Origin of the sequence: Parapusillimonas sp. JC17, from assembly GCF_052180245.1 — a bacterium.
Taxonomy (GTDB): Bacteria; Pseudomonadota; Gammaproteobacteria; order Burkholderiales; family Burkholderiaceae_B; genus Parapusillimonas.
The window spans coordinates 3,523,937-3,543,646 of the sequence record NZ_CP197474.1 but is presented as its reverse complement, the minus strand read 5'-3'; the positions used below and the strand labels follow the sequence as shown (position 1 = coordinate 3,543,646).

Genomic DNA, 19,710 nt, shown 5'->3' with positions numbered 1-19,710 from the left:
CCGGAGATAAAAATGCTGGACCTGGGTAGAACATTTCTCCAAAGCATGGAACGCAGTCCGACGGCGCTGGCGATCGTCGACGGGGAAAGAAGATTGAGCTATGCGGATTGGGGAGCGGAGATTGCGAAGCTGGTCGGCGGGCTAGAGCGCTTGGGGCTCATACGTGGCGACCGTGTGCTTGCCGTATTGCAGAACCGCTACGAAATGGCGACCCTGCACTGGGCTTGTCAGTTCCTGGGCCTCGTGATCACGCCTCTCAACTGGCGCGCCAAGCCCGAAGAAGTAGGATATTGCATACAAGACGCGCAAGTGAAAGCCGTCTTCTATGAGGCAGTCAGCGAAGAGGCCGTGCTTGCGGCCCCCGAGAGCGCCGGCATTGCGCGCGTGTCGGTCGGCGTCGTTCAGCAGCCGGAGGGCATGAGCTTCGAGGCGCTGCAGTTGCAGGGGCCGTCTGAACTCATCCCTTGCGCAGACAGCGGCGATTACTCGCTCATGCTCTACACGTCAGGGACGACGGGCAAACCGAAAGGAGTTCCGCGCCGCCATCGGCACGAGCGCGCCGCGGCCCTGGGCCATGTCGCCCAGAATCTCTATCTGACCGGTGAACGCACATTGGGCGTCATGCCTCTTTATCACACGATGGGTGTACGTTCGCTGCTTTCCATGGCGCTGGTCGATGGCGTGTTCGTTTGCATGCCGCGATTCGATGCCCAGGCTGCGCTCGATCTGATCGAGTCGGAAAGAATAAGCTGCTTGTACCTCGTCCCCACGCTATACCACGAAATTCTCGGCATGCTGGAGCGTCGAAAGGCGGACATCGCATCGGTGCGCAAACTGGGATTTGCTGGCGCCCCGATGTCGGATGGCTTGCTGAAGAAGGTTCAGCAGACATTCCAGCCCGAGCTCTTCGTCAACCACTATGGCTCCTCTGAAATCTACACGGTCTCGATCAACCAGCGGGCCTTGGAGAAGCCGGGATGTGCGGGGCGCGCCGGCATCAATGCGCGGCTGAAACTGGTGAAGCTGGACGCGGCCGGCCCCGATGAGCAGGTGGCGCCGGGCGTGGAAGGGCAGATCATTGCCGACCTCGTGGGTGACGAGGCTTTCGAAGGCTACTGGAACCGCCCCGACGCCGATGCGAAATCCATACGGGAAGGGTGGTACTTCACCGGCGACACCGGCTATGTCGACGGCGACGGCGACCTGTTCGTCACGGGACGCGTGGACGACATGATCATCAGCGGCGGAGAAAACATCTCTCCCGTCGATATCGAGTCGGTGCTGTCGCTGCACGATGCGGTGGACGAAGTCGCGGTCACCGGCCTGCCCGACGAAAAATGGGGACAGCGGGTCGTTGCCTTCGTGAAGCGCAAGCATGCCATCGACGCAGAGGAACTCGATGCGCACTGCCGCAGGTCGGACCTGCTGAACTTCAAGCGCCCACGGGAATACGTGTTCGTCCGCGAAATTCCAAAATCGCCGGTCGGGAAAATTCTGCGCCGCAAGCTCGTAGCGGGTGAATACGAGAGCGACAAATCAACAGGAGTCACAGAAACATGAGTCAATCGTCAATGGGCACCGTCTATTCGGATCTTCGCGGATGGTTGCATCACCTTTCCGAAACCGATCGCATGGCAGTGGTGCGCGAGAACACGCCGCTCAAGCACAGGCTGGCCGCCATTGCTAAACGGCTCGATGGCAGCAAGGCCGCGTATTTCCCCAAGCCAGGCGGGCATGGGATTCCTGTGGTTTCGGGGTTCATGTCCCGCCGCGGCTGGATCGCTGAAGCGATGGGCGTCACCGAGGCCCAACTGCTGGAGCGCTTCCGCGAGGCGGCCGACAGCCCCATGCCCTGGAACGAGCTGCCTGCGGGGCAGGGGCCATGCCAGCAAGTCGTGCATCGCGACGTGGACATGCACAGCCTGTTGCCGATCCCCACGCACAGCGAGCACGACAGTGGCCCTTACATCACGGCCGGCATGGTCATCGCCCGAAACCCCGTGACCGGCATCCAGAACGTATCGATCAATCGGATCCAGGTACATGGAAAGCGCCGCATGGCCCTGCTCATGCTGCCGCGGCATCTGTACGCTTTTTACAAAGAAGCGGAAGCCGCGGGTCAGGCCTTGCCGGTTGCCATCGTCATCGGCGCCGATCCTCTGACCCTGCTCGCCTCGCAAGCCATCACACCCATCGATTACGATGAGCTGGAGATCGCGGGCGCCCTGCATGGCAAGCCGCTGGACGTGGTCAAGTGCCTGAGCAACGACGTGCGCGTGCCGGCCAATGCGGAAATCGTCATCGAAGGGCGCATCCTGCCGGGCGAGCGCGATGAAGAAGGCCCGTTCGGAGAGTTTCCCAAGTACTACAGCGCCCGCGAGTTCCGCGAGGTCATCGACGTTGACCTGGTTACGCATCGGACTTCCCCCATTTACCACACCATCGTGCCGGCCGAGATGGAGCATCTGCTTCTAGGCTCCATCCCTCGGGAAGCCACTTTGCTCGCTCATCTGCAGCGAAGCTTTCCCGGCGTACAGGACGTGCACCTGTCTATCGGCGGCGTGGGACGCTACCACCTGTTCGTCAAGCTGCGCAAGACGCATGAAGGCATGCCGAAGAACGTGATCCTTTGCGCTTTCGGCGCGCATTACGACATCAAGCATGTGGTCGTGGTGGACGAGGACGTGGACGTCCATGACCCGCAGCAGGTCGAATGGGCCGTGTCGACCCGCTTCCAGGCGGACCGGGACCTCGTCGTCATTGCGGGTGCGCAGGGTTCTGTTCTGGATCCGTCCACGACGCTTTATCACGGTGGCCGTGACACCGCCGAACTGGAACTCCATCAGCAAGGCATGAGCGCCAAAATGGGACTCGATGCGACACGCCCGGTCCGCTATCACGAGCATGTGTTCACGAAAGTCATGATCCCGGGCGAGATGGACGTGGATCTCTCGATCGAGGTCGTGCCGGGCGCACGCGTCGACTGGAACAAGGCCTGATACCGCCATGCAGAGCTCCAAGAAGAAACTGATCGTAGCCATTACCGGCGCCAGCGGCGCGGTGTATGGAATACGCATCCTTCAGCACCTTCAAACGCTGCCCGACTGGGAGAGCCACCTGGTGCTTTCCCAGTCGGGCGCGCTGACCGCCTCGCAGGAGCTGGACATCTCCAGGGCCGAGATCGAATCCATGGCCGACGTGGTCCATAGCGTCAAGAACATCGGCGCCACCATCGCCAGCGGATCGTTCCACAATGCCGGCATGATTGTGGCGCCATGCTCGATGAAGACGCTCGCCGCCATTGCGCTGGGCCTGGCCGACAATCTGGTGGCCCGGGCGGCGGACGTCGCCCTGAAAGAGCGGCGCAGGGTGGCGTTGATGACGAGGGAAACCCCCTTGAACCTGGCTCATTTGCGCAACATGACGGCGGCGACCGAAATGGGGGCCATCATCTGCCCGCCGGTCCCGGCCTTCTATGCGCGGCCAACTTCAATCGACGACATGGTGGACCATACCGTGGGCCGCGTCCTCGATCTTTTCGATATCCCTCATGAAAACCTGATCAGGCGCTGGGATGGCATACGGCCCGCCAGTGTCAATTCATACTAACTTAAACTTTCGGATCGCCGAAGAAGGAAAACATCGTGTCTCAACTCAAACATTCCGCTCAGGACAAACTCGAACAGCTGGACGGGTTTCATGTCAGCATCGATACGGAGACCGGGCGTGCGGACGTCGTGCTGAAACGTCCGCCTTTCAACATTATTTCCATGGCTCAGCGCGACCAGCTGCGGTTGGTGTTCGAGTCCCTGGACGAGAACGAGAAAGTGCGTGTCATCGTGCTGCGCGCGGAAGGCGAGCACTTCTCCAGCGGTGGGGACATCAAGGGCTTCCTGGAAGCCAGCCCCGAGCACGTCTCGAAGCTTGCATGGAATATCGCCGCGCCCGCCCGCTGCTCCAAGCCGGTCATCGCGGTGAACCAGGGATACTGCTTCGGCGTGGGCTTTGAAATTTCCCTCGCCTGCGATTTCCGTATCGTGACCGACACGACGCTCTATGCGCTGCCCGAACAAAAACTGGGGCAGATTCCGGGATCCGGCGGGTCGGCGCGCTTGCAGAAGATGGTGGGCATTACGCGCACGAAGGACGTCGTCATGCGTTCGCGCCGGATTCCGGGCAAGCAGGCCTACGATTGGGGCATTGCAACCGAGTTCGTGCCGCTCGCCGAGCTGGAGGCCGCAACGGACAGCCTGGTGAAGGAGTTGCTGTTCTTCTCGCCCATCGCCCAGCGGACCGCAAAGAAGCTGCTCAACGACACGGACGATGCGACGCTGTCCGTGGCGATAGAGCTCGAAGGCCATTGCTACAGCCGCCTCCGGTCCTCGGACGATTTCCGCGAGGGCGTCGAAGCTTTCCATGGAAAGCGCGCTCCGAAGTTCATCGGATCATGATCGACCCTCGCCTGGAGGGTGTATGGGCATGAACGCCATGCTGTCGATCGACGACCTCCGGAACGCCGCGAAGCGCCGCCTGCCTGCCGGCATATTCGGTTATGTCGACGGAGCGGCCGAGGACCACCTCACCCTGCGGGCCAACCGGTCCGCATTCGAGCGTTGGGCATTCACTCCGCATGCGCTCGTCGATGTGTCGCGGCGATCGCAAAGTGTCGACCTGTTCGGAAGAGCCTGGTCCATGCCCGTGGGCATAGGTCCCATGGGCGTGTCCGCCGTGGTGGCTTACGACGGGGACTGCGCAATGGCCAGAGCTGCCGCCAAAGCGGACATTCCCTTCGTTCTGAGCGCTGCGTCGACCACGCCGATGGAGCGCGTGCTGCGAGAGAATCCGGACGCCTGGTATCAGGCCTACTTGCCCGCCAATATGGCGGTCATAGAGCCCTTGCTCCAGCGGGTCCATGCCGCGGGCGTCGGCGTGCTGGTGGTGACGATCGACGTGCCCATCGCATCCACGCGTGAGAACGAGTTGCGCAACGGCTTTTCGATTCCACTCAAGTGGACGCCCAGGCTGGCCTTGTCGGGGGCGCTGAAGCCGGGGTGGCTGCTGGGTACGTTTGCGAAGACACTGGCTCGCCAGGGCGTGCCTCATTTCGAGAATTTCACTGCCGAGCGCGGCGGTCCCATCATCGTTGCTCAAAAAGGCGATCATCGCGCCGGGCGGGCGGCAATGAGCTGGAAGGAAATCCGCCGGATACGGGACTTGTGGAAGGGGAGGCTCGTCATCAAGGGCATTCTGCGCGCCGACGACGCCGGCATGGCGGAAAGCATCGGGGCCGACGGCGTTCTCGTGTCCAATCATGGCGGCCGCCAGCTCGATGGGGCCATATCCACCTTGCAGGTGCTGCCCGAGGTCGCGGCCGCGGTGACTCGCGCAGCGGTCATCGTCGATGGCGGTTTCCGCCGCGGCACCGACGTGATCAAGGCCATGGCCCTGGGCGCCGATTTTGTTTTTGCGGGTCGCCCATTCATGTACGGGCTCGCGGCGGGAGGCGAGACAGGGGTGCTCCACGCACTGAGCCTGTTGAGGAAGGAGATAGATGTGGACCTGGCGCTCCTGGGGTGTCCCGAACTGGCGAGCGTCGACGGGCGCTATTTGAGAGATACGCAGGCAACAACGTGACGATACACAGGGAGAAAAAATAAATGAGCGGAGGAAATGGGTTGCGCACTGGCGGCCAACTGCTGGTGGACGCCTTGCGGCTGCACGGCGCCGATACGGCATACTGCGTGCCCGGAGAGAGCTTTCTGGCCGTGCTGGACGCTTTGTACGAGGTTCGGGATGAAATCAAGCTCATCGTCTGCCGTCAGGAGGGCGGTGCGGCGCACATGGCGGAGGCCCATGGCAAGCTCACCGGCAAGCCGGGAATCTGCTTTGTCACCCGGGGGCCGGGCTCGACCAATGCAAGCATCGCGGTCCACACAGCCCGGCAGGACTCGACGCCGCTGATCGTTTTCGTGGGGCAGGTCGGGCGCGATTGCATGGGCCGTGAAGCCTGGCAGGAAATCGACTATCGGCACATGTTCGGCCATATCGCAAAATGGGTCGAACAGATCGACGACCCGCGTCGGATTCCCGAGTTCATCAGCCGTGCGTTCCATGTGGCGACATCGGGTCGGCCCGGGCCCGTGGTGCTCGCGCTGCCCGAGGACATGCTGGTCGAATCGGTCGAGGCCGCGCCGGGCCGGACCTTTCATGCGCCGCGATCGGCGCCCGCGCTGGCGGACATGCTTGCCTTGGCCGCCGCGCTCGAGTCGGCGGAGCGTCCACTGGTGATGCTCGGCGGCGGAGGCTGGACCAAGGAAGCCAGCGACGACATCGCGCGCTTCGCCGCGACATTCGATTTGCCGGTGGCCTGCGCTTTCAGGCGTCAGGACCTGATGGACAACCGCCATGCCAACTACGTAGGCGAGGCCGGCCTGGGCATGAATCCCAAGCTCGCCGCGCGGATAAAAGCCGCCGACCTGATTCTGTCCGTTGGCGCGCGCCTCGGCGAAACGACGACCAACGGATACAGTCTGCTCGATGTGCCTTGCCCGGCGCAAAGGTTTCTTCACGTGCATCCCGACCCCAATGAGTTGGGCCGGGTCTACCAGGCCGAGCTTTCGATTGTTTCGGCGATGGGCGATTTCGCCAGGGCGGCGGCCGCACTGACGCCGGGCCGCAAGATCCCGGCCTGGGGCGAGTGGACGAAGGCGGGCAGGAGCGATTACCTGGAGTTTCTGAAGCCCGAGCCGATGGACGGGAGCGTCAATCTTGGCGAGGTCGTGAAGCATCTGAACGACACTTTGCCTGCGGACAGCATCATCACAAATGGTGCCGGCAACTACACGCTGTGGGTTCAGCGTCACTACCAGTATCGCGGCGTGCGTACACAAATGGCGCCCACGAGCGGAACCATGGGTTATGGCGTTCCCGCGGCGATCGCTTCAAAGGTGGTCTACCCAGGCAAGACCGTGGTGTGTTTTGCAGGCGACGGCTGCTTTCTGATGAATGGGCAGGAATTGGCTACTGCGGTCCAGTATGGCCTGGATCCCGTCTTCATCGTCGTCAACAACGGCATGTACGGCAGCATACGCATGCATCAGGAACGCCATTATCCGCGTCGGGTGCATGGCACGGATCTGGTGAATCCGGACTTCGTCGGCCTTGCAAAATCGTATGGCGCTCATGCCGAACTGGTCGAGCGCACCGAGGACTTTGCGCCGGCATTCGAGCGGGCGCGCGCTTCCGGGCGCGCCGCCCTGCTGGAATTGCGTGTCAGCCAGGAGGCCTTGTCCCCCCGCCTGACGATCTCGGGCTTGCGAGGAGGCTAGGCAAATCGGAAGCCTGATCGATGTCGCGCACGCAGCCCGCGTCGTCGACGTCGATCAGATGCAAGTCCTGTCGATGAGCCGTCAGCACGGACTTTGCTCCGTGCTCGCCTTCGATGGCGCTCAGTTCGGCCAGATATCTTCGATGGAACCACACGGGGTGGCCTCGGTGGCCTTGATGCAAGGGCGCCGCCAGAAGATGCGTCTGGCCGGCCTCCACCAATTTGCTCACGGTCTCGGCATGTATGAAGGGCAGATCCGCCGGCGTGATCAGCCAGCCTCGTGATTGCGCATGCTGCCGCACCGCCCAGGATAGCGTGCTGCCCATGCCGTCCGACGATACGCTGCAAAGCTGCGATGTGATCCCGTGCGCGGCGAGCAGTGCGGCGAGTTCGTGATCTGCGGGGCCCAGCACCACGACGGTGTCGGGCACTACGCTCTGGTAGACCTGTGCCGTGCGCAGGAGCATTGGAACGTTATCTATGGGCTCCAAACGCTTGTCGCGCCCGAAACGTCGGGAGCGTCCTGCCGCCAGGATGATTGCGGTGATGGGCTGCATGGGGTGTTGTGCTATATAGTTGCCTATTTCGCTTGGCCCTGGGCGTGCTAGGGTTAAACTGCTGGCACAAAAAACTGAACAGTGGTGGTCTGGAGTAATTGTAATGAAATTTGCTGAGCTCAAAGCTGGAATGGTGTTCAAGCATCCTCCCGTCATCGTCGACGAAGAAGAGATGCTCGCGTTTGCGAAGGCATACGATCCGCAATGGTTTCACGTCGACAAGGAAGCGGCGCGCGAAGGCCGCTGGGGCGGGCTGATCGGCAGCGGCTGGCTTACTTGCGGCGTGGCCATGCGCATGGCGGCCCAGGCGGTGCTGCAAGATTCGGAATCGTTCGCCTCGCCGGGCGTGGAACGCCTGCGCTGGATCCTGCCGGTACGCCCCGGCGATGCGCTCAGGCTGGAAGCCACCATCGACTCGGTTCGTATTTCATCTTCTCGCGACGACCTGGGCATCATGCGTTGGACCTGGCGCTTGTTCAACCAACGCGATGAGCACGTGTTCGAAGTCGAAGTCACCAGCCTGTTCGACCTGGGGGGTCAGACCCCGAATGGGGTCTGACCCCAGCGCCCGGGCCGGGATCAATCACCCGGGATCAGACCCCATGCGGGGTCTGATCCCAAGCACACCGGTCGGGTCAGATAGCCGGGGTCAGACCCCGTACGGGGTCTGACCCCAAGCCGAGGCAAATCAGAAAAACGCCTGAAGCCCCGTTTGCGCGCGGCCGAGAATCAGCGCGTGCACGTCGTGCGTGCCTTCGTAGGTGTTGACCACTTCGAGGTTCACCAGGTGGCGGGCCACGCCGAATTCGTCGGAGATGCCGTTGCCGCCCAGCATGTCGCGGGCCAGGCGGGCGATGTCCAGCGCCTTGCCGCAGGAATTACGCTTCATGATGGAGGTGATCTCGACTGCTGCCGTTCCCTCATCCTTCATGCGGCCCAGGCGCAGGCAGCCTTGCAGCCCCAGCGTGATTTCGGTTTGCATGTCGGCCAGTTTCTTCTGGATGAGCTGGTTCGCGGCAAGAGGGCGCCCGAACTGCTTGCGGTCGAGCGTGTATTGGCGTGCCGTGTGCCAGCATGCCTCGGCGGCGCCCAGCGCCCCCCAGGCGATGCCGTAGCGCGCGGAATTCAGGCAGGTGAAGGGGCCGCGCAAGCCGGAGACGCCGGGCATCATCTGGTCAGCGGACACTTCCACTTCGTCCATCACGATTTCGCCGGTAATGGATGCGCGCAGGCCGACCTTGCCATGGATGGCGGGTGCCGACAGCCCTTTGGCGCCTTTTTCCAGGATGAAGCCGCGGATCTTGCCGTCGTCGTCGCCGCCCACCACCTTGGCCCATACGACGAAGACATCGGCAATGGGCGAGTTGGTGATCCACATCTTGTTGCCCGTGAGCTTGTAGCCGTCGGCCGTCTTGACGGCGCGGGTTTCCATGCCGTTGGGGTCGGAGCCGTGGTTGGGTTCGGTGAGGCCGAAGCAGCCTATCCATTCGCCGCGCGCCAGCTTGGGCAGGTACTTGCGCTTCTGCTCTTCGCTGCCGAACTCATTAATGGGCACCATGACCAGCGAGGACTGTACGCTCATCATCGAGCGGTAGCCGGAGTCGATGCGTTCGACTTCACGAGCGATCAGGCCATAGCTGACGTAGTTCAGGCCCGCGCCGCCGTATTCTTCCGGTATGGTCGAGCCCAGCAGGCCGAGTTCGCCCATTTCGGCAAAAATCGCCGGATCGGTTTTTTCGTGGCGGAATGCTTCGAGGACGCGGCTGGCAAGCTTGTCTTGCGCGTAGGCTTGCGCTGCGTCGCGCACCATGCGTTCTTCTTCAGTAAGCTGGGAATCCAGCAACAAGGGGTCTTGCCAATGAAAGGAAGGGGCTGCCGACATGTGGGGCTCCGAAATCAGGATGTTCAAGTTAAAAGAATGTGGCGCTGGATGCCTGGGGCCTGCTAACGCTAAAAAACCCTGGGAGCATCATGCCATCATGACTGTGCCGCCAAGGCCTGCTGGCGTATTTTCTCCAGCGTCGTGGTGGGCGAAATGGTTTCCGGGTCGAGCAGGCAGTGCAGGATGGCCGGCTTGCCGCTGGCCGTTGCGCGCTCGAGCGCGGGGGCGAACTGTTCGGTGGTTTCGACACGTTCGCCGTGGCCACCGAAGGCTTGGGCGTAGGCGGCGAAATCCGGATTGTGCAGAGTCGTCGCGGACAGGCGGGCCGGATACTCGCGCTCCTGGTGCATGCGTATGGTGCCGTACATGCCGTTGTCGATGACGAGTACGACGATGGGCAGGTCGTACTGGACGGCTGTCGCGAATTCCTGGCCATGCATCATGAAGCATCCGTCGCCGGCAAAACAGACTACCGTGCGCTCCGGAAAAATGCGCTTGGCGCCAACGGCCGCCGGCAAGCCGTAGCCCATGGAGCCGGAAGTCGGCGCCAACTGGGTGCCGTACTGCGTGAAGGGATGGAAGCGATGCAGCCAGGTCGCATAGTTGCCCGCGCCATTGCACATGATGGCGTCGGGCGGCAGGACGGTGCGCAGATGCGCCATGACCTGGCCCATCTGGAAATTGCCGGGATGGCTGATGCGTAGCGGATCCGTCCAGGCTTCGTAACTGTCCCGCATGCGGGACAGTTCATTTGCCCAGACAGGTGAGGGCTGAGCCAGGTCCAGCGCAGCCAAAGCCTGGGTGAAGGCGGCCGGCGACACATTGATGGCGAGGTCGGCGCGGTAGACGCGATTCAGCTCCTGCGGGTCGGGCTGGACATGGACCAGTGTCTGGCTGGGAACAGGAATGTCCAGCAGGGTATAGCTCTGGCTGGGCACTTCGGACATCCGGCCGCCGATCAGCAGGACGAGGTCCGCTTCCTTGATGTACTGGATGAGCGCCGGATTGCTGCCCAGGCCCACGTCGCCGATGAAGCAGGGGTGATTGGTCGGGAACAGCATCTGGCGCCGGAATTGCACGGCTACCGGCAGCTTGCACGCGGAGGCGGAGTCGGCAAACCTGGCCGCCGCGTCGGCGTCCCAGCGCGACCCGCCAAGAATAGCCACCGGCTTGCGTGCCTTTGCCAGGAGTTGTTCGAGCTCCTTCATCTGTCCGGCCGTGGGCATGCTTTCCACGACTTCGTAATGGGGCGCGTCGGCGACTTCCGCCGTCTCGACCAGCATGTCCTCGGGCAGAGCAATGACGACGGGGCCGGGCCGGCCCGACGTGGCGACATGGAAAGCGCGCGAAATGATTTCGGGGATGCGCTCGACTTGATCGATTTCGGTGACCCACTTTGCCTGGGTTCCGAAGACGGCCCGGTAGTCCATTTCCTGAAAGGCTTCGCGTTCGCGCATGCCGCGCTCGATCTGGCCCACGAACAGGATGAGCGGCGTGGAGTCCTGTGATGATATGTGCACGCCGGCCAGGGCATTCGAGGCGCCCGGCGCCCGCGTCACCATGCAGATGCCCGGCTTGCCGGTGAGTTTGCCATAGGCGTCCGCCATCATGGCCGCCCCACCTTCCTGGCGGCACACGGTGACTTGTATGTCCTGGTCATGCAGGCCGTCCAGCACGGCCAGGTAGCTTTCGCCCGGCACGCAGAATACGTGCTCGACGCCCTGGGCGACCAGTTGATCGACCAGAATGTGGCCGCCGATGCGGGGCCGCAGTGTGGTATTGGGACGCTTGTTCATAGGTGGAAGGATAATGTGCGTTGCTTGCACAACGCAATTGATAAAATTGCACAATGTCTTGCTTATTACGCAAGACGTCATCACGGCTCAATAGCCGATTCTACTGTCCCAGCCACCGGAGCGAAACAACATGAGAAACGGAGTGCCTAACCTGGGCGCCCTGCAGGCTTTCGAGGCCACGGCGCGGCTGGGGTCGTTTTCACGCGCGGCGGAAGAGCTTTCGCTGACGCACAGCGCCGTTTACCGTCAAGTGACGGGACTGGAAGAGCGTCTTGGCGTGCAATTGCTGACCCGGGTGCGGCGCCGCGTTGCGCTCACCGATGCGGGTGCGGAGTATGCGGCGCGCGTGCGGCACCACCTGGAGCAGCTCGAAAAGGACACCTTTGGATTGATTTCGCGCGCCGCGCTGGGCCGCAGCCTCCATATCGCCGTGCTGCCCACGCTGGCGACCACCTGGCTGCTGCCCAGGCTGGCGGACTTCCAGTCCAGGCACGGCGATATATCGGTCAGCCTGTCCGCGCGGACATTGCCTTTTCAGTTCAAGGACCATCCCTTCGATGCCGCCATCTATCATGCCGACCGGCCATGGCCGCAAACGGCCGGCATCAAGCTTTTCGATGAAGGCGAACTATTGCCGGTCTGTGTCCCCGAGCTGCTCGGCTCGGACGGCGACGCCAAGGCCACGCTGGCGGGCCTGCCGCATCTTCACATGCTGTCCCGCCCCGATGCCTGGCGCTTCTGGTACGAGGCGCAAGGCTGGGAATACCTGCCCTCCATCAGCGCGGGCCCGCGCTACGAACTCTTCACGATGACGCTGGCCGCCGTGCATGCCGGATTGGGAGTCGCGTTGATACCGAGATTCCTGGCGCAGGACGAGCTCGATGCCGGCAGGCTGGTCATGCCCGCGCAGGGCGTGCTGAAAGTCAAGGAGGCGTATTTTTTTAGTTATCCTATGGCGGGGGAGCAATCGGACGCTTTGTTGGCGTTCGAAGCCTGGCTGGCAGGCCTCTCATTGCCGGGAAGGGAAGCCGAATGAAAATGTCGACGCGTCGTATTGCTTGCGTGTGGCCCGCTTGGGGCGGAAGGCGCCGATGGACCGGTGCGCTGATGCTGGCCTGCGCAACGCTGGTGAGCGCTTGTACGGCCTTGCCGCCTGCCAAGGAGGACATCCATCCCGAAGGCGGTTCCGGGTTCACCGAGCGGGAGCTGGCGTTCGCGCAGCGCTACATGGTCAGCACGGCCAATCCCCTGGCAACCCGGGCCGGCTTGCAGATGTTGTCAGCCGGCGGTAGCGCTACCGACGCGGCAATCGCGGCGCAGCTGGTGCTGGCCTTGGTCGAGCCTCAATCCTCGGGCATAGGCGGCGGTGCGTTCGCCATCAGCTTCGACGCCGGCAACAATCGGCTTCGAAGCTGGGACGGTCGCGAAACCGCCCCCGCGGCCGCACGCGGCGACCGCTTCATGAAGGCCGGGAAAACCATTCCCTTCTGGGATGCCGTGAACAGCGGCCGCTCGGTGGGCACGCCAGGCTTGTTCAGCATGCTTTGGCTGATGCATGGCGAGCAGGGCCGCTTGCCCTGGGAGCGCCTGTTCGAGCCGGCAGTCTCGATTGCAGAAAAGGGCTTTGCCGTTTCTCCCAGGCTGCATACGCTTCTCGAAGGCAATCAGGACCTGCGCCGCCAGCCAGCCGCGGCGGCGTATTTCTACGAGGAAACGGGCGAGGCTTTGCCTGTGGGCCGGGTGGTGCGCAACCTTCCGTTTGCCCAGGTGCTGCGCGCCGTGGCAAAAGAGGGGCCTTCCGCCTTCTACGAGGGGCCGGTGGCAAAAAGCATCGCTGCTGCCGTCGCCTCGCATCCGGTCCCGGGCGATCTCAGCCTGGACGATCTGCGAAACTACCGTGCCAAGGAGCGCGACACCTTGTGCATGCCCTATAAGGTCTATACGCTGTGCGGCGTCCCGCCGCCGAGCGCGGGGCCGCTGGCCGTGATGCAGATCCTGGGCATTCTGTCGCATACGCCCATTGCCGGCCTTGCGCCCGATTCGCTCGCGGCGGTCCATCTTTTCTCCGAGGCGGGCAAGCTGGCGTTTGCGGACCGGGACTTCTACGCCGCCGATCCCGACTTCCAGGATGTTCCTGCGAAAGCCATGCTGGATCCCACTTATCTCAAGCTGCGGGCCTCCCTGATTTCGCCTGACCACAGCCTGGGCAAGGCGCCGCCCGGCGATCCCGCGGCCATGCTGGCGCGGCGGGGCCGGGATAATGCTCCCGAGCGTCCGTCCACCACACACATCGTGGCCGTCGACGGCGACCGCAATGTGGTGTCGATGACGAGCTCCATCGAATCTGCATTCGGCAGCAAGATATTCGTGAACGGCTTCCTGTTGAACAACCAGTTGACCGACTTCTCGCTTTCGGATGTGGATGCCCAGGGCAGGCCGGTGGCCAACCGCGTCGAGCCGCGGAAGCGCCCGCGCAGCTCCATGGCGCCCATGCTGGTCTTGCAGGACGGCCGCCCTGTGATGGCCATAGGCTCGCCGGGCGGGTCGTCCATCATCAATTATGTCGCCAAGACGCTGCTGGGTACGCTGGATTGGGGGCTGGATATCCAGCAGGCCATCAATCTGCCCAATCGCGGCAGCCGCAACAGCTTTACCGAGCTGGAAAAAAACACGCCCCTGGGCAGCCTGGCTCCGGCCCTGCGCGAGATGGGGCACGAGGTTCGGGAGATCGAGTTTCCCAGCGGGCTGCAGGGCGTCGTGATAACGAAGGACGGCCTTCAGGGCGGCGCCGATCCGCGCCGCGAAGGGCTGGCCGCAGGACGTTAAGGGAAGGGGTCAGACCCCATTTGTGCCGCGAGGGGCTAGCCGCAGGACGTTAAGGAAAGGGGTCAGACCCCATTCGGGGTCTGACCCCAAGTCTGCCCCGGTCGTTGAGCCGGGGTCAGACCCCGAATGGGGTCTGACCCCTAGCCCTTTACTTGAACACCACCGTTCTTTGCCCGTTCAGCAATATCCGGTGTTCGACGTGCCAGCGCACCGCCCGCGCCAGGACCAGGGATTCGACGTCGCTGCCGACCTGGGTCAGGTCGTGGGCGCCCATCGAGTGATCGACCCGCTCGATGTCCTGTTCGATGATGGGTCCCTCGTCCAGGTCGGCCGTCACGTAATGGGCGGTCGCACCGATGATCTTCACGCCGCGCGTATGCGCCTGGTGATAGGGACGGGCGCCCTTGAAGCTGGGCAGGAAGCTGTGATGAATATTGATCGCGCGCCCCGTCAGTTTCTGGCACAGGTTGTCCGACAGGATCTGCATGTACCGGGCAAGCACCACCAGATCGACATTCTCTTTTTCGACCAGATCGAGAATCTGCTGCTCTTGCTGCGGCCGCGTTTCGCCGGTCACGGGCAGGTGATGAAAGGGAATGCGGTAGGCCGCCGCCATGCGCGCATAGTCCGTGTGGTTCGACACGATGCCGGCGATCTCGACAGGAAGCTGGCCGCTGTGCGTGCGGAACAAGAGATCGTTCAGGCAGTGGCCCTGACGGCTGACGAGAAGCAGCAGCCTGCTCTTGCGCTGTGCGTCGTAGATTTGCGCCTGCATGGCGAAACGCTGCGCCACCGTGGAAAACGATTGCTCGAGCGCATCCACGCTCATGGCCGAGGGCAGCATGAAATGCACCCGCAGGAAGAATCTTTCGGTTTCCAGGTCTCCGAATTGTTGGGCGTCGATGATGTTGCCGTCCAGTCCCAGCAGCCAGCCGCTTACGTTGTGGACGATGCCGGTGCGGTCGGGACAGGAGAGCGTGAGGATATAGTCGTTCATGGCCTTTGAATGTTGCTATGGGGCTTGATGAAGGGCTTCGTGTGCTTCCCGGGCTATGGCCAGGCAGGCGGTGAGACCGGGAGACTCGATGCCGAAAAGATTGATCAGGTTCGGGACGCCATGAGTGGCCGGGCCGGCAATCATGAAGTCTGCGGCGGGGGCGTCGGGTCCCACGATCTTGGGGCGGATGCCGGTATAGCCGGGATTCAGGGCGCCGTCCGGGAGGTCGGGCCAATAGCTGCGCACTGCGCCGTAGAATACCTCGGCGCGGGCCGGATCCAGCGTGTAGTCCTCGCCGTCCACCCATTCCGTGTCGGGGCCGAACTTCGCCTGCCCGCCCAGGTCCAGCGTCAGGTGCACGCCCAGTCCCGCATGGCTGGGCATGGGATAGATCAGGCGCTGGAAGGGCGAGCGACCGGCCAGCGTGAAATAGCTCCCCTTGCAATAATAGGCGTCGGGTATGAGCGTTGCAGGCTGCCCCAGAAGACTGCGCGCCACCTTCGGCGCCGAAAGGCCGGTGGCGTTGATCACGCAATTGGCGGTCAGCGCCATCTCTTCGTCGCCTTCGAATTCCAGATGGAACTCGCCGGACTCCAGTATCCGGCCTTGCTTGAAGCGGGTGTGGAAGACGCATTGGGCGCCACGGTTCTCCGCGTCGCCTTGCAGCGCCAGCATGAGGGCATGGCTATCGACGATGCCGGTTGACGGCGACACGAGCGCCGCATCGCAGCGCAGGGCGGGTTCCAGCCGCCGGGCTTCCTCTCCGCTGATGCGGTACAGGTCATCGACGTGGTTCAGCTTTGCGCGTTCGGCGATCTCATCCAGCCGGGCGCTTTGTTCCGGCGACGCCGAAACGATGAGCTTGCCCAACCGTTTATACGGAATGCCGCGCTCTTCGCAATAGGCGTACAGCATGTCCTTGCCGCTCACGCACAGCCGTGCCTTCAAACTCCCTTGCGGATAGTAGATCCCGGCGTGGATGACTTCGGAATTGCGCGAGCTGGTGCCGGTGCCGATGGCTTCGGTGGCTTCGACGATCAATACATCGCGTCCGGACAGGGCGAGTTCGCGAGCAATCGCCAGGCCGACGACGCCGGCGCCCAAAACGACGCAGTCTATATCTGCTGCCATAGTGTGTGTGCCTTGCTGGGTGGAAACGGTGAGCCCCTATGTGCTGGATAGAGGTTCTGTGGAAGGAGTCAGATCGAAATCGCCGGCATGGTAGACCAGGGGCTGGCTGAAGTTGCGATGGCAACGCTCGACCTGTCCGATGAATATGATGTGGTCTCCGGCCTCATGCTGCGTGAGGTTGTAGCACTCGAACCAGGCAGCGCATTCGGGTTCGTCCAGCATGAGGGTGCCTCCGGGGGCCCGCGACAGCGCGACGCCGTCGAATCGCTGGGCTTGGGGCCCATACGCAAAGCGTTTCGCCAGCTGAAGCTGCGTCGACGACAGCACGTGGACGACGTAGCGGCGAGCATGAAGATAATGCCGCAATGAGCTTGCCGACTTGGTCAGCGACCAGAGAATCATGGGAGGGTCCAGCGACACCGAATTGAACGAGCTGATCGTCAGGCCCAGAGGGCGGGCGTCCGGAGCGGTTTCAGTCGTAATGACCGTGACGCCGGTGGCGAAACGGCCCAGGGCGGAGCGGAAAAAGCGCGCGTCGAAATCGGCTGGAATGGCAGTCATGCGAATGGGAATCCCGCAGGCTCAAGGCGCGAGCCGTGACTTGATCCAGGACTTGTCTTCCAGTTTGAAAACGAGCCGGTCATGCAGCCGGGAAGGGCGCCCCTGCCAGAATTCGACATAGTCGGGCCGCAGACGATAGCCCCCCCAGTGATCGGGCCGGGAAGGGTCGTCGCCGAGCGTGCGCGTGAGTTCGATCGTACGGGCTTCGAGGTCGACGCGCGTGATGGGCTGGCTTTGGGGCGACACCCAGGCGCCGATGCGCGAACCTAACGGGCGGCTGCGATAGTACTCGTCGGATTCCTGCGCCGAGGTCTTTTCGATGCGGCCTTCGATCCGTACTTGGCGTTCGAGGGACGGCCAGAAGAAAAGCAGGCTGGCGTATGGGTTGCCGGCCAATTCCCGGCCTTTGCGCGACGAATAATTGGTGAAGAAGACGAAGCCGTCCTGGTCGAACCCTTTCAGCAGCACGATGCGTGCGGATGGGCGGCCGTCCAGCGGAGTGGTCGCGAGCGTCATGGCGTTGGGTTCGGGGACGCCGGCCTTGAGTGCATCGTTGAACCAAAGGGTGAACTGCTCGAATGGATTGGCGGCCAGGGACGCCTCGAGAAGTTCGAACTTTTCGTAGCTCTGGCGGATATCGGCAACGGACATGATGGCGAGAAAATGGAAACCAGTTGATAGTGTACCGGAACCGGTGCCGCTGCGACGGCCTCAGTGCGCCGGCTGGGCTTCCCGCAATTGCCGGACGAGCGCCTGCAGGCGTTTGTCGTGGATGTTCGATCGCTGCAGGGCTTGCGCCGTTTCAAGCACATACTCCACGCAAGGACCGTAGCTTCCGTGGGCATTGCGCACGATCTGCAGCAAGCGGTCGGTCGGCAGGTCGCGCACGTAGGCGTCGGTATTGCGGTTCATGGTGAACGCCAGCGCAGTGACGGGGCCGTCGTCGGTTCGGCAGCCGAGCCATTTGGGCAGGTAGGCGCCGCTGGGCATTTCGCGCCGCCACAGCGCCTCCATGGTGTGCGGCACCTCGCACGCCGGGATGCGGAACGCCATGCCCCGGCAGGAACCGCCGTTGTCCAGCCCGAAAACCAGTCCCGGCCGGTCCGGCGTACCGCGGTTCACGCGCGACCACAGGCACAGTGCCCTATGGTAGCCATGCAGCAGGGCGATGCGCTTTTCGATATAGTCGAACTCCGGACGCCAGATCAGCGAGCCGTAACCGTATACCCAGACATCCTGATCTTCCTGCCACTCGGCAAGCGATGCCTGCAGTGACGCGTGGCGCTCGGCTTCGGTAAGGAGGCGGAAGTTGCTGGGCGCCGGCATGGCATGCGGATCGGGGGTAAAAACGGTGTTCACTTTGTGCGCGTCTCCGGTCATTGAAGGGAATGGCCTTATTTTAAGCCAGTCCGCCTTTGCCTTCCGCCGGCCTTTCGGCAGTGTCGTTTTTTTGACATGATGGTGTGCAAGCGTGGCGCGGGCCTGCGTGTACACTTCACTCATGGCCACCTCGTGGTGCCGTCAGTCCTGTTTTGAGCAAGCCATGTCCGATTCCCATTCCATTGATTTTCAACGCCGTTTTGGCGGGCTCGAGCGCCTGTTCGGCCCGTCCAGCCTGGAACTCCTTCGCGGGGCGCATGTCGTGGTGGCCGGCATCGGAGGCGTGGGATCATGGTGCGCGGAGGCGCTGGCGCGATCTGGAGTGGGCGGCATCACGCTTGTCGACCTGGACCACATTGCGGAATCCAACGTCAACCGGCAACTGCATGCGCTGACCGATACGCTCGGCCAGGCCAAGGTGGTCGCCATGGCGCAGCGCATTCGCGGCATCAATCCGGGATGCCGGCTCGGCATGGTCGATGACTTCGTCAGTCCCGAGAACGTGGCGGAACTGCTTCCGCCGGACGCCGGCATGATCATCGACTGCACGGACCAGGCCGCTGCAAAAGTGGCGATGATACTCGAGGCCCGCAACCGGCGTATTCCCATCGTGGTGTGCGGCGGCGCGGGCGGCAAGACCAACCCCTTGGCGCTAAGGGCCGGCGACCTGTCGACGGCCGTCAACGACGCGCTGTTGTCGAAGTTGCGCAACACGCTCCGGCGCAGGCATGGTTTTCCGCGCGCGGCGGATCATGCCGGGAAGGCGCGAAAGCGCATCCCCAGGATGGGCGTGCGTGCCTTGTGGTTCGATCAGCCCGCCCTGCTGCCCGAACTCTGGACGACTGCACTGGACACGGATGCGTCCGGCGCGCGGCCCGAAACAGGCGAATTGGCTGCGCGCGCACCCGGGGCGGCAGCCTTGCAGGGCTTGTCTTGCGCGGGCTATGGCTCGGCCGTGACCGTTACGGCTCCCATGGGGATGGCGGCGGCCAACGAAGCCATACAGTGGGTGCTCAGCGGTCGCTTTCCGGGCTGACGTCGATTTCCCGGCGCTTGCGTATGACGAGTTCGTCGATTTCCAGGCGATGGATGCGGGCCCGGCCGATCTTCAGCCTGCCGATTGCCATGGCGCCGATGGCGAGCGCACCGATTGCCAGGGCGCCAACGGCCACGGCGCCCATTGCTTTGGCGCCTACCGCCGATGCGCCGGTACGCGTGATGGAGCGGTTTTTTTCGAACATGCTCATTCCTTG

General features: G+C 63.0%; 19 protein-coding genes. 10 read left to right on the top strand and 9 right to left on the bottom strand.

The genetic code is table 11. From position 1 onward, the window contains the following. The first annotated feature begins 12 nt into the window (after positions 1-12). From ACSBPU_RS17110 to ACSBPU_RS17085, 6 genes are read left to right on the top strand one after another with little or no spacing between them, the layout of a single operon-like run. A complete protein-coding gene (locus ACSBPU_RS17110) occupies positions 13-1,560 on the top strand; it encodes an AMP-binding protein (protein WP_442593085.1) in 1,548 nt (515 codons plus the stop codon). Continuing rightward, positions 1,557-2,999: a UbiD family decarboxylase gene (locus ACSBPU_RS17105; protein ID WP_442593084.1), complete on the top strand. Its 1,443-nt coding sequence runs from the start codon at positions 1,557-1,559 to the stop codon at positions 2,997-2,999. Before ACSBPU_RS17110 ends, ACSBPU_RS17105 begins: the two co-directional genes overlap by 4 nt. A 7-nt stretch (positions 3,000-3,006) precedes the next feature. Further along, positions 3,007-3,609, top strand: coding sequence for a UbiX family flavin prenyltransferase (locus ACSBPU_RS17100; RefSeq protein ID WP_442593083.1), 603 nt, complete (start codon positions 3,007-3,009; stop codon positions 3,607-3,609). 35 nt (positions 3,610-3,644) lie between these two features. Then, positions 3,645-4,451, top strand: coding sequence for an enoyl-CoA hydratase-related protein (locus ACSBPU_RS17095; protein ID WP_180066515.1), 807 nt, complete (start codon positions 3,645-3,647; stop codon positions 4,449-4,451). 28 nt (positions 4,452-4,479) lie between these two features. Further along, the gene (locus ACSBPU_RS17090) at positions 4,480-5,634 is read left to right on the top strand and encodes an alpha-hydroxy acid oxidase (RefSeq protein WP_442593082.1); all 1,155 of its coding nucleotides are present in this window, start codon (positions 4,480-4,482) and stop codon (positions 5,632-5,634) included. Between the two features lie 23 nt (positions 5,635-5,657). After that, positions 5,658-7,328: a thiamine pyrophosphate-binding protein gene (locus tag ACSBPU_RS17085; protein ID WP_442593081.1), complete on the top strand. Its 1,671-nt coding sequence runs from the start codon at positions 5,658-5,660 to the stop codon at positions 7,326-7,328. Here ACSBPU_RS17085 and ACSBPU_RS17080 read toward each other — a convergent pair. Beyond that, positions 7,273-7,884: a nucleotidyltransferase family protein gene (locus tag ACSBPU_RS17080; protein WP_442593080.1), complete on the bottom strand. Its 612-nt coding sequence runs from the start codon at positions 7,882-7,884 to the stop codon at positions 7,273-7,275. The genes ACSBPU_RS17085 and ACSBPU_RS17080 overlap by 56 nt on opposite strands. A gap of 103 nt (positions 7,885-7,987) precedes the next feature. Between ACSBPU_RS17080 and ACSBPU_RS17075 the strand changes: the two genes are divergently transcribed. Beyond that, positions 7,988-8,443, top strand: a complete 456-nt coding sequence (locus ACSBPU_RS17075) for a MaoC family dehydratase (RefSeq protein ID WP_442593079.1) — start codon at positions 7,988-7,990, stop codon at positions 8,441-8,443. A 129-nt stretch (positions 8,444-8,572) separates the two neighbouring features. Here the strand turns inward: ACSBPU_RS17075 and ACSBPU_RS17070 are convergent, their stop codons facing one another. Together ACSBPU_RS17070 and ACSBPU_RS17065 are read right to left on the bottom strand one after the other, a co-directional pair. After that, complete coding sequence (locus ACSBPU_RS17070; RefSeq protein ID WP_442593078.1) at positions 8,573-9,766, bottom strand: acyl-CoA dehydrogenase; 1,194 nt, start codon at positions 9,764-9,766, stop codon at positions 8,573-8,575. Positions 9,767-9,861: 95 nt separating this feature from the next. Beyond that, a complete protein-coding gene (locus ACSBPU_RS17065) occupies positions 9,862-11,562 on the bottom strand; it encodes a thiamine pyrophosphate-binding protein (protein ID WP_442593077.1) in 1,701 nt (566 codons plus the stop codon). Between the two features lie 130 nt (positions 11,563-11,692). On the opposite strand from ACSBPU_RS17065, the gene ACSBPU_RS17060 reads away from it, so the two are divergent. Beyond that, positions 11,693-12,598 carry a LysR substrate-binding domain-containing protein gene (locus ACSBPU_RS17060; RefSeq protein ID WP_442593076.1) on the top strand — a complete coding sequence of 302 codons (906 nt, stop codon included), beginning with the start codon at positions 11,693-11,695 and terminating at the stop codon, positions 12,596-12,598. Positions 12,599-12,669: 71 nt separating this feature from the next. Beyond that, positions 12,670-14,388 carry a gamma-glutamyltransferase family protein gene (locus tag ACSBPU_RS17055; protein WP_442598393.1) on the top strand — a complete coding sequence of 573 codons (1,719 nt, stop codon included), beginning with the start codon at positions 12,670-12,672 and terminating at the stop codon, positions 14,386-14,388. A 148-nt stretch (positions 14,389-14,536) separates the two neighbouring features. Here ACSBPU_RS17055 and purU read toward each other — a convergent pair whose 3' ends face one another. Genes purU through ACSBPU_RS17030 form a run of 5 tightly spaced genes read right to left on the bottom strand, consistent with a single transcriptional unit; the run spans position 14,537 to position 18,436 of the window. After that, entirely contained in the window at positions 14,537-15,385 is an 849-nt protein-coding gene (purU, locus tag ACSBPU_RS17050) for a formyltetrahydrofolate deformylase (protein WP_442593075.1), read from the bottom strand. A 15-nt stretch (positions 15,386-15,400) separates the two neighbouring features. After that, positions 15,401-16,516 carry an NAD(P)/FAD-dependent oxidoreductase gene (locus ACSBPU_RS17045; protein ID WP_442593074.1) on the bottom strand — a complete coding sequence of 372 codons (1,116 nt, stop codon included), beginning with the start codon at positions 16,514-16,516 and terminating at the stop codon, positions 15,401-15,403. Between the two features lie 36 nt (positions 16,517-16,552). Continuing rightward, a complete protein-coding gene (locus tag ACSBPU_RS17040) occupies positions 16,553-17,077 on the bottom strand; it encodes a flavin reductase family protein (RefSeq protein ID WP_442593073.1) in 525 nt (174 codons plus the stop codon). Positions 17,078-17,098: 21 nt separating this feature from the next. Next, entirely contained in the window at positions 17,099-17,728 is a 630-nt protein-coding gene (pdxH, locus tag ACSBPU_RS17035; RefSeq protein WP_442593072.1) for a pyridoxamine 5'-phosphate oxidase, read from the bottom strand. A gap of 60 nt (positions 17,729-17,788) precedes the next feature. Then, positions 17,789-18,436: a gamma-glutamylcyclotransferase gene (locus ACSBPU_RS17030; RefSeq protein ID WP_442593071.1), complete on the bottom strand. Its 648-nt coding sequence runs from the start codon at positions 18,434-18,436 to the stop codon at positions 17,789-17,791. A gap of 184 nt (positions 18,437-18,620) precedes the next feature. On the opposite strand from ACSBPU_RS17030, the gene ACSBPU_RS17025 reads away from it, so the two are divergent. Then, entirely contained in the window at positions 18,621-19,493 is an 873-nt protein-coding gene (locus ACSBPU_RS17025) for a tRNA threonylcarbamoyladenosine dehydratase (RefSeq protein WP_442593070.1), read from the top strand. On the opposite strand, the gene ACSBPU_RS17020 is transcribed toward ACSBPU_RS17025, so the two are convergent. After that, positions 19,471-19,698 (bottom strand): hypothetical protein, encoded by a 228-nt coding sequence (locus tag ACSBPU_RS17020; protein WP_442593069.1) that lies wholly within the window; start codon positions 19,696-19,698, stop codon positions 19,471-19,473. The two genes, ACSBPU_RS17025 and ACSBPU_RS17020, sit on opposite strands and share 23 nt — an antisense overlap. Between the last annotated feature and the right edge of the window lie 12 nt (positions 19,699-19,710).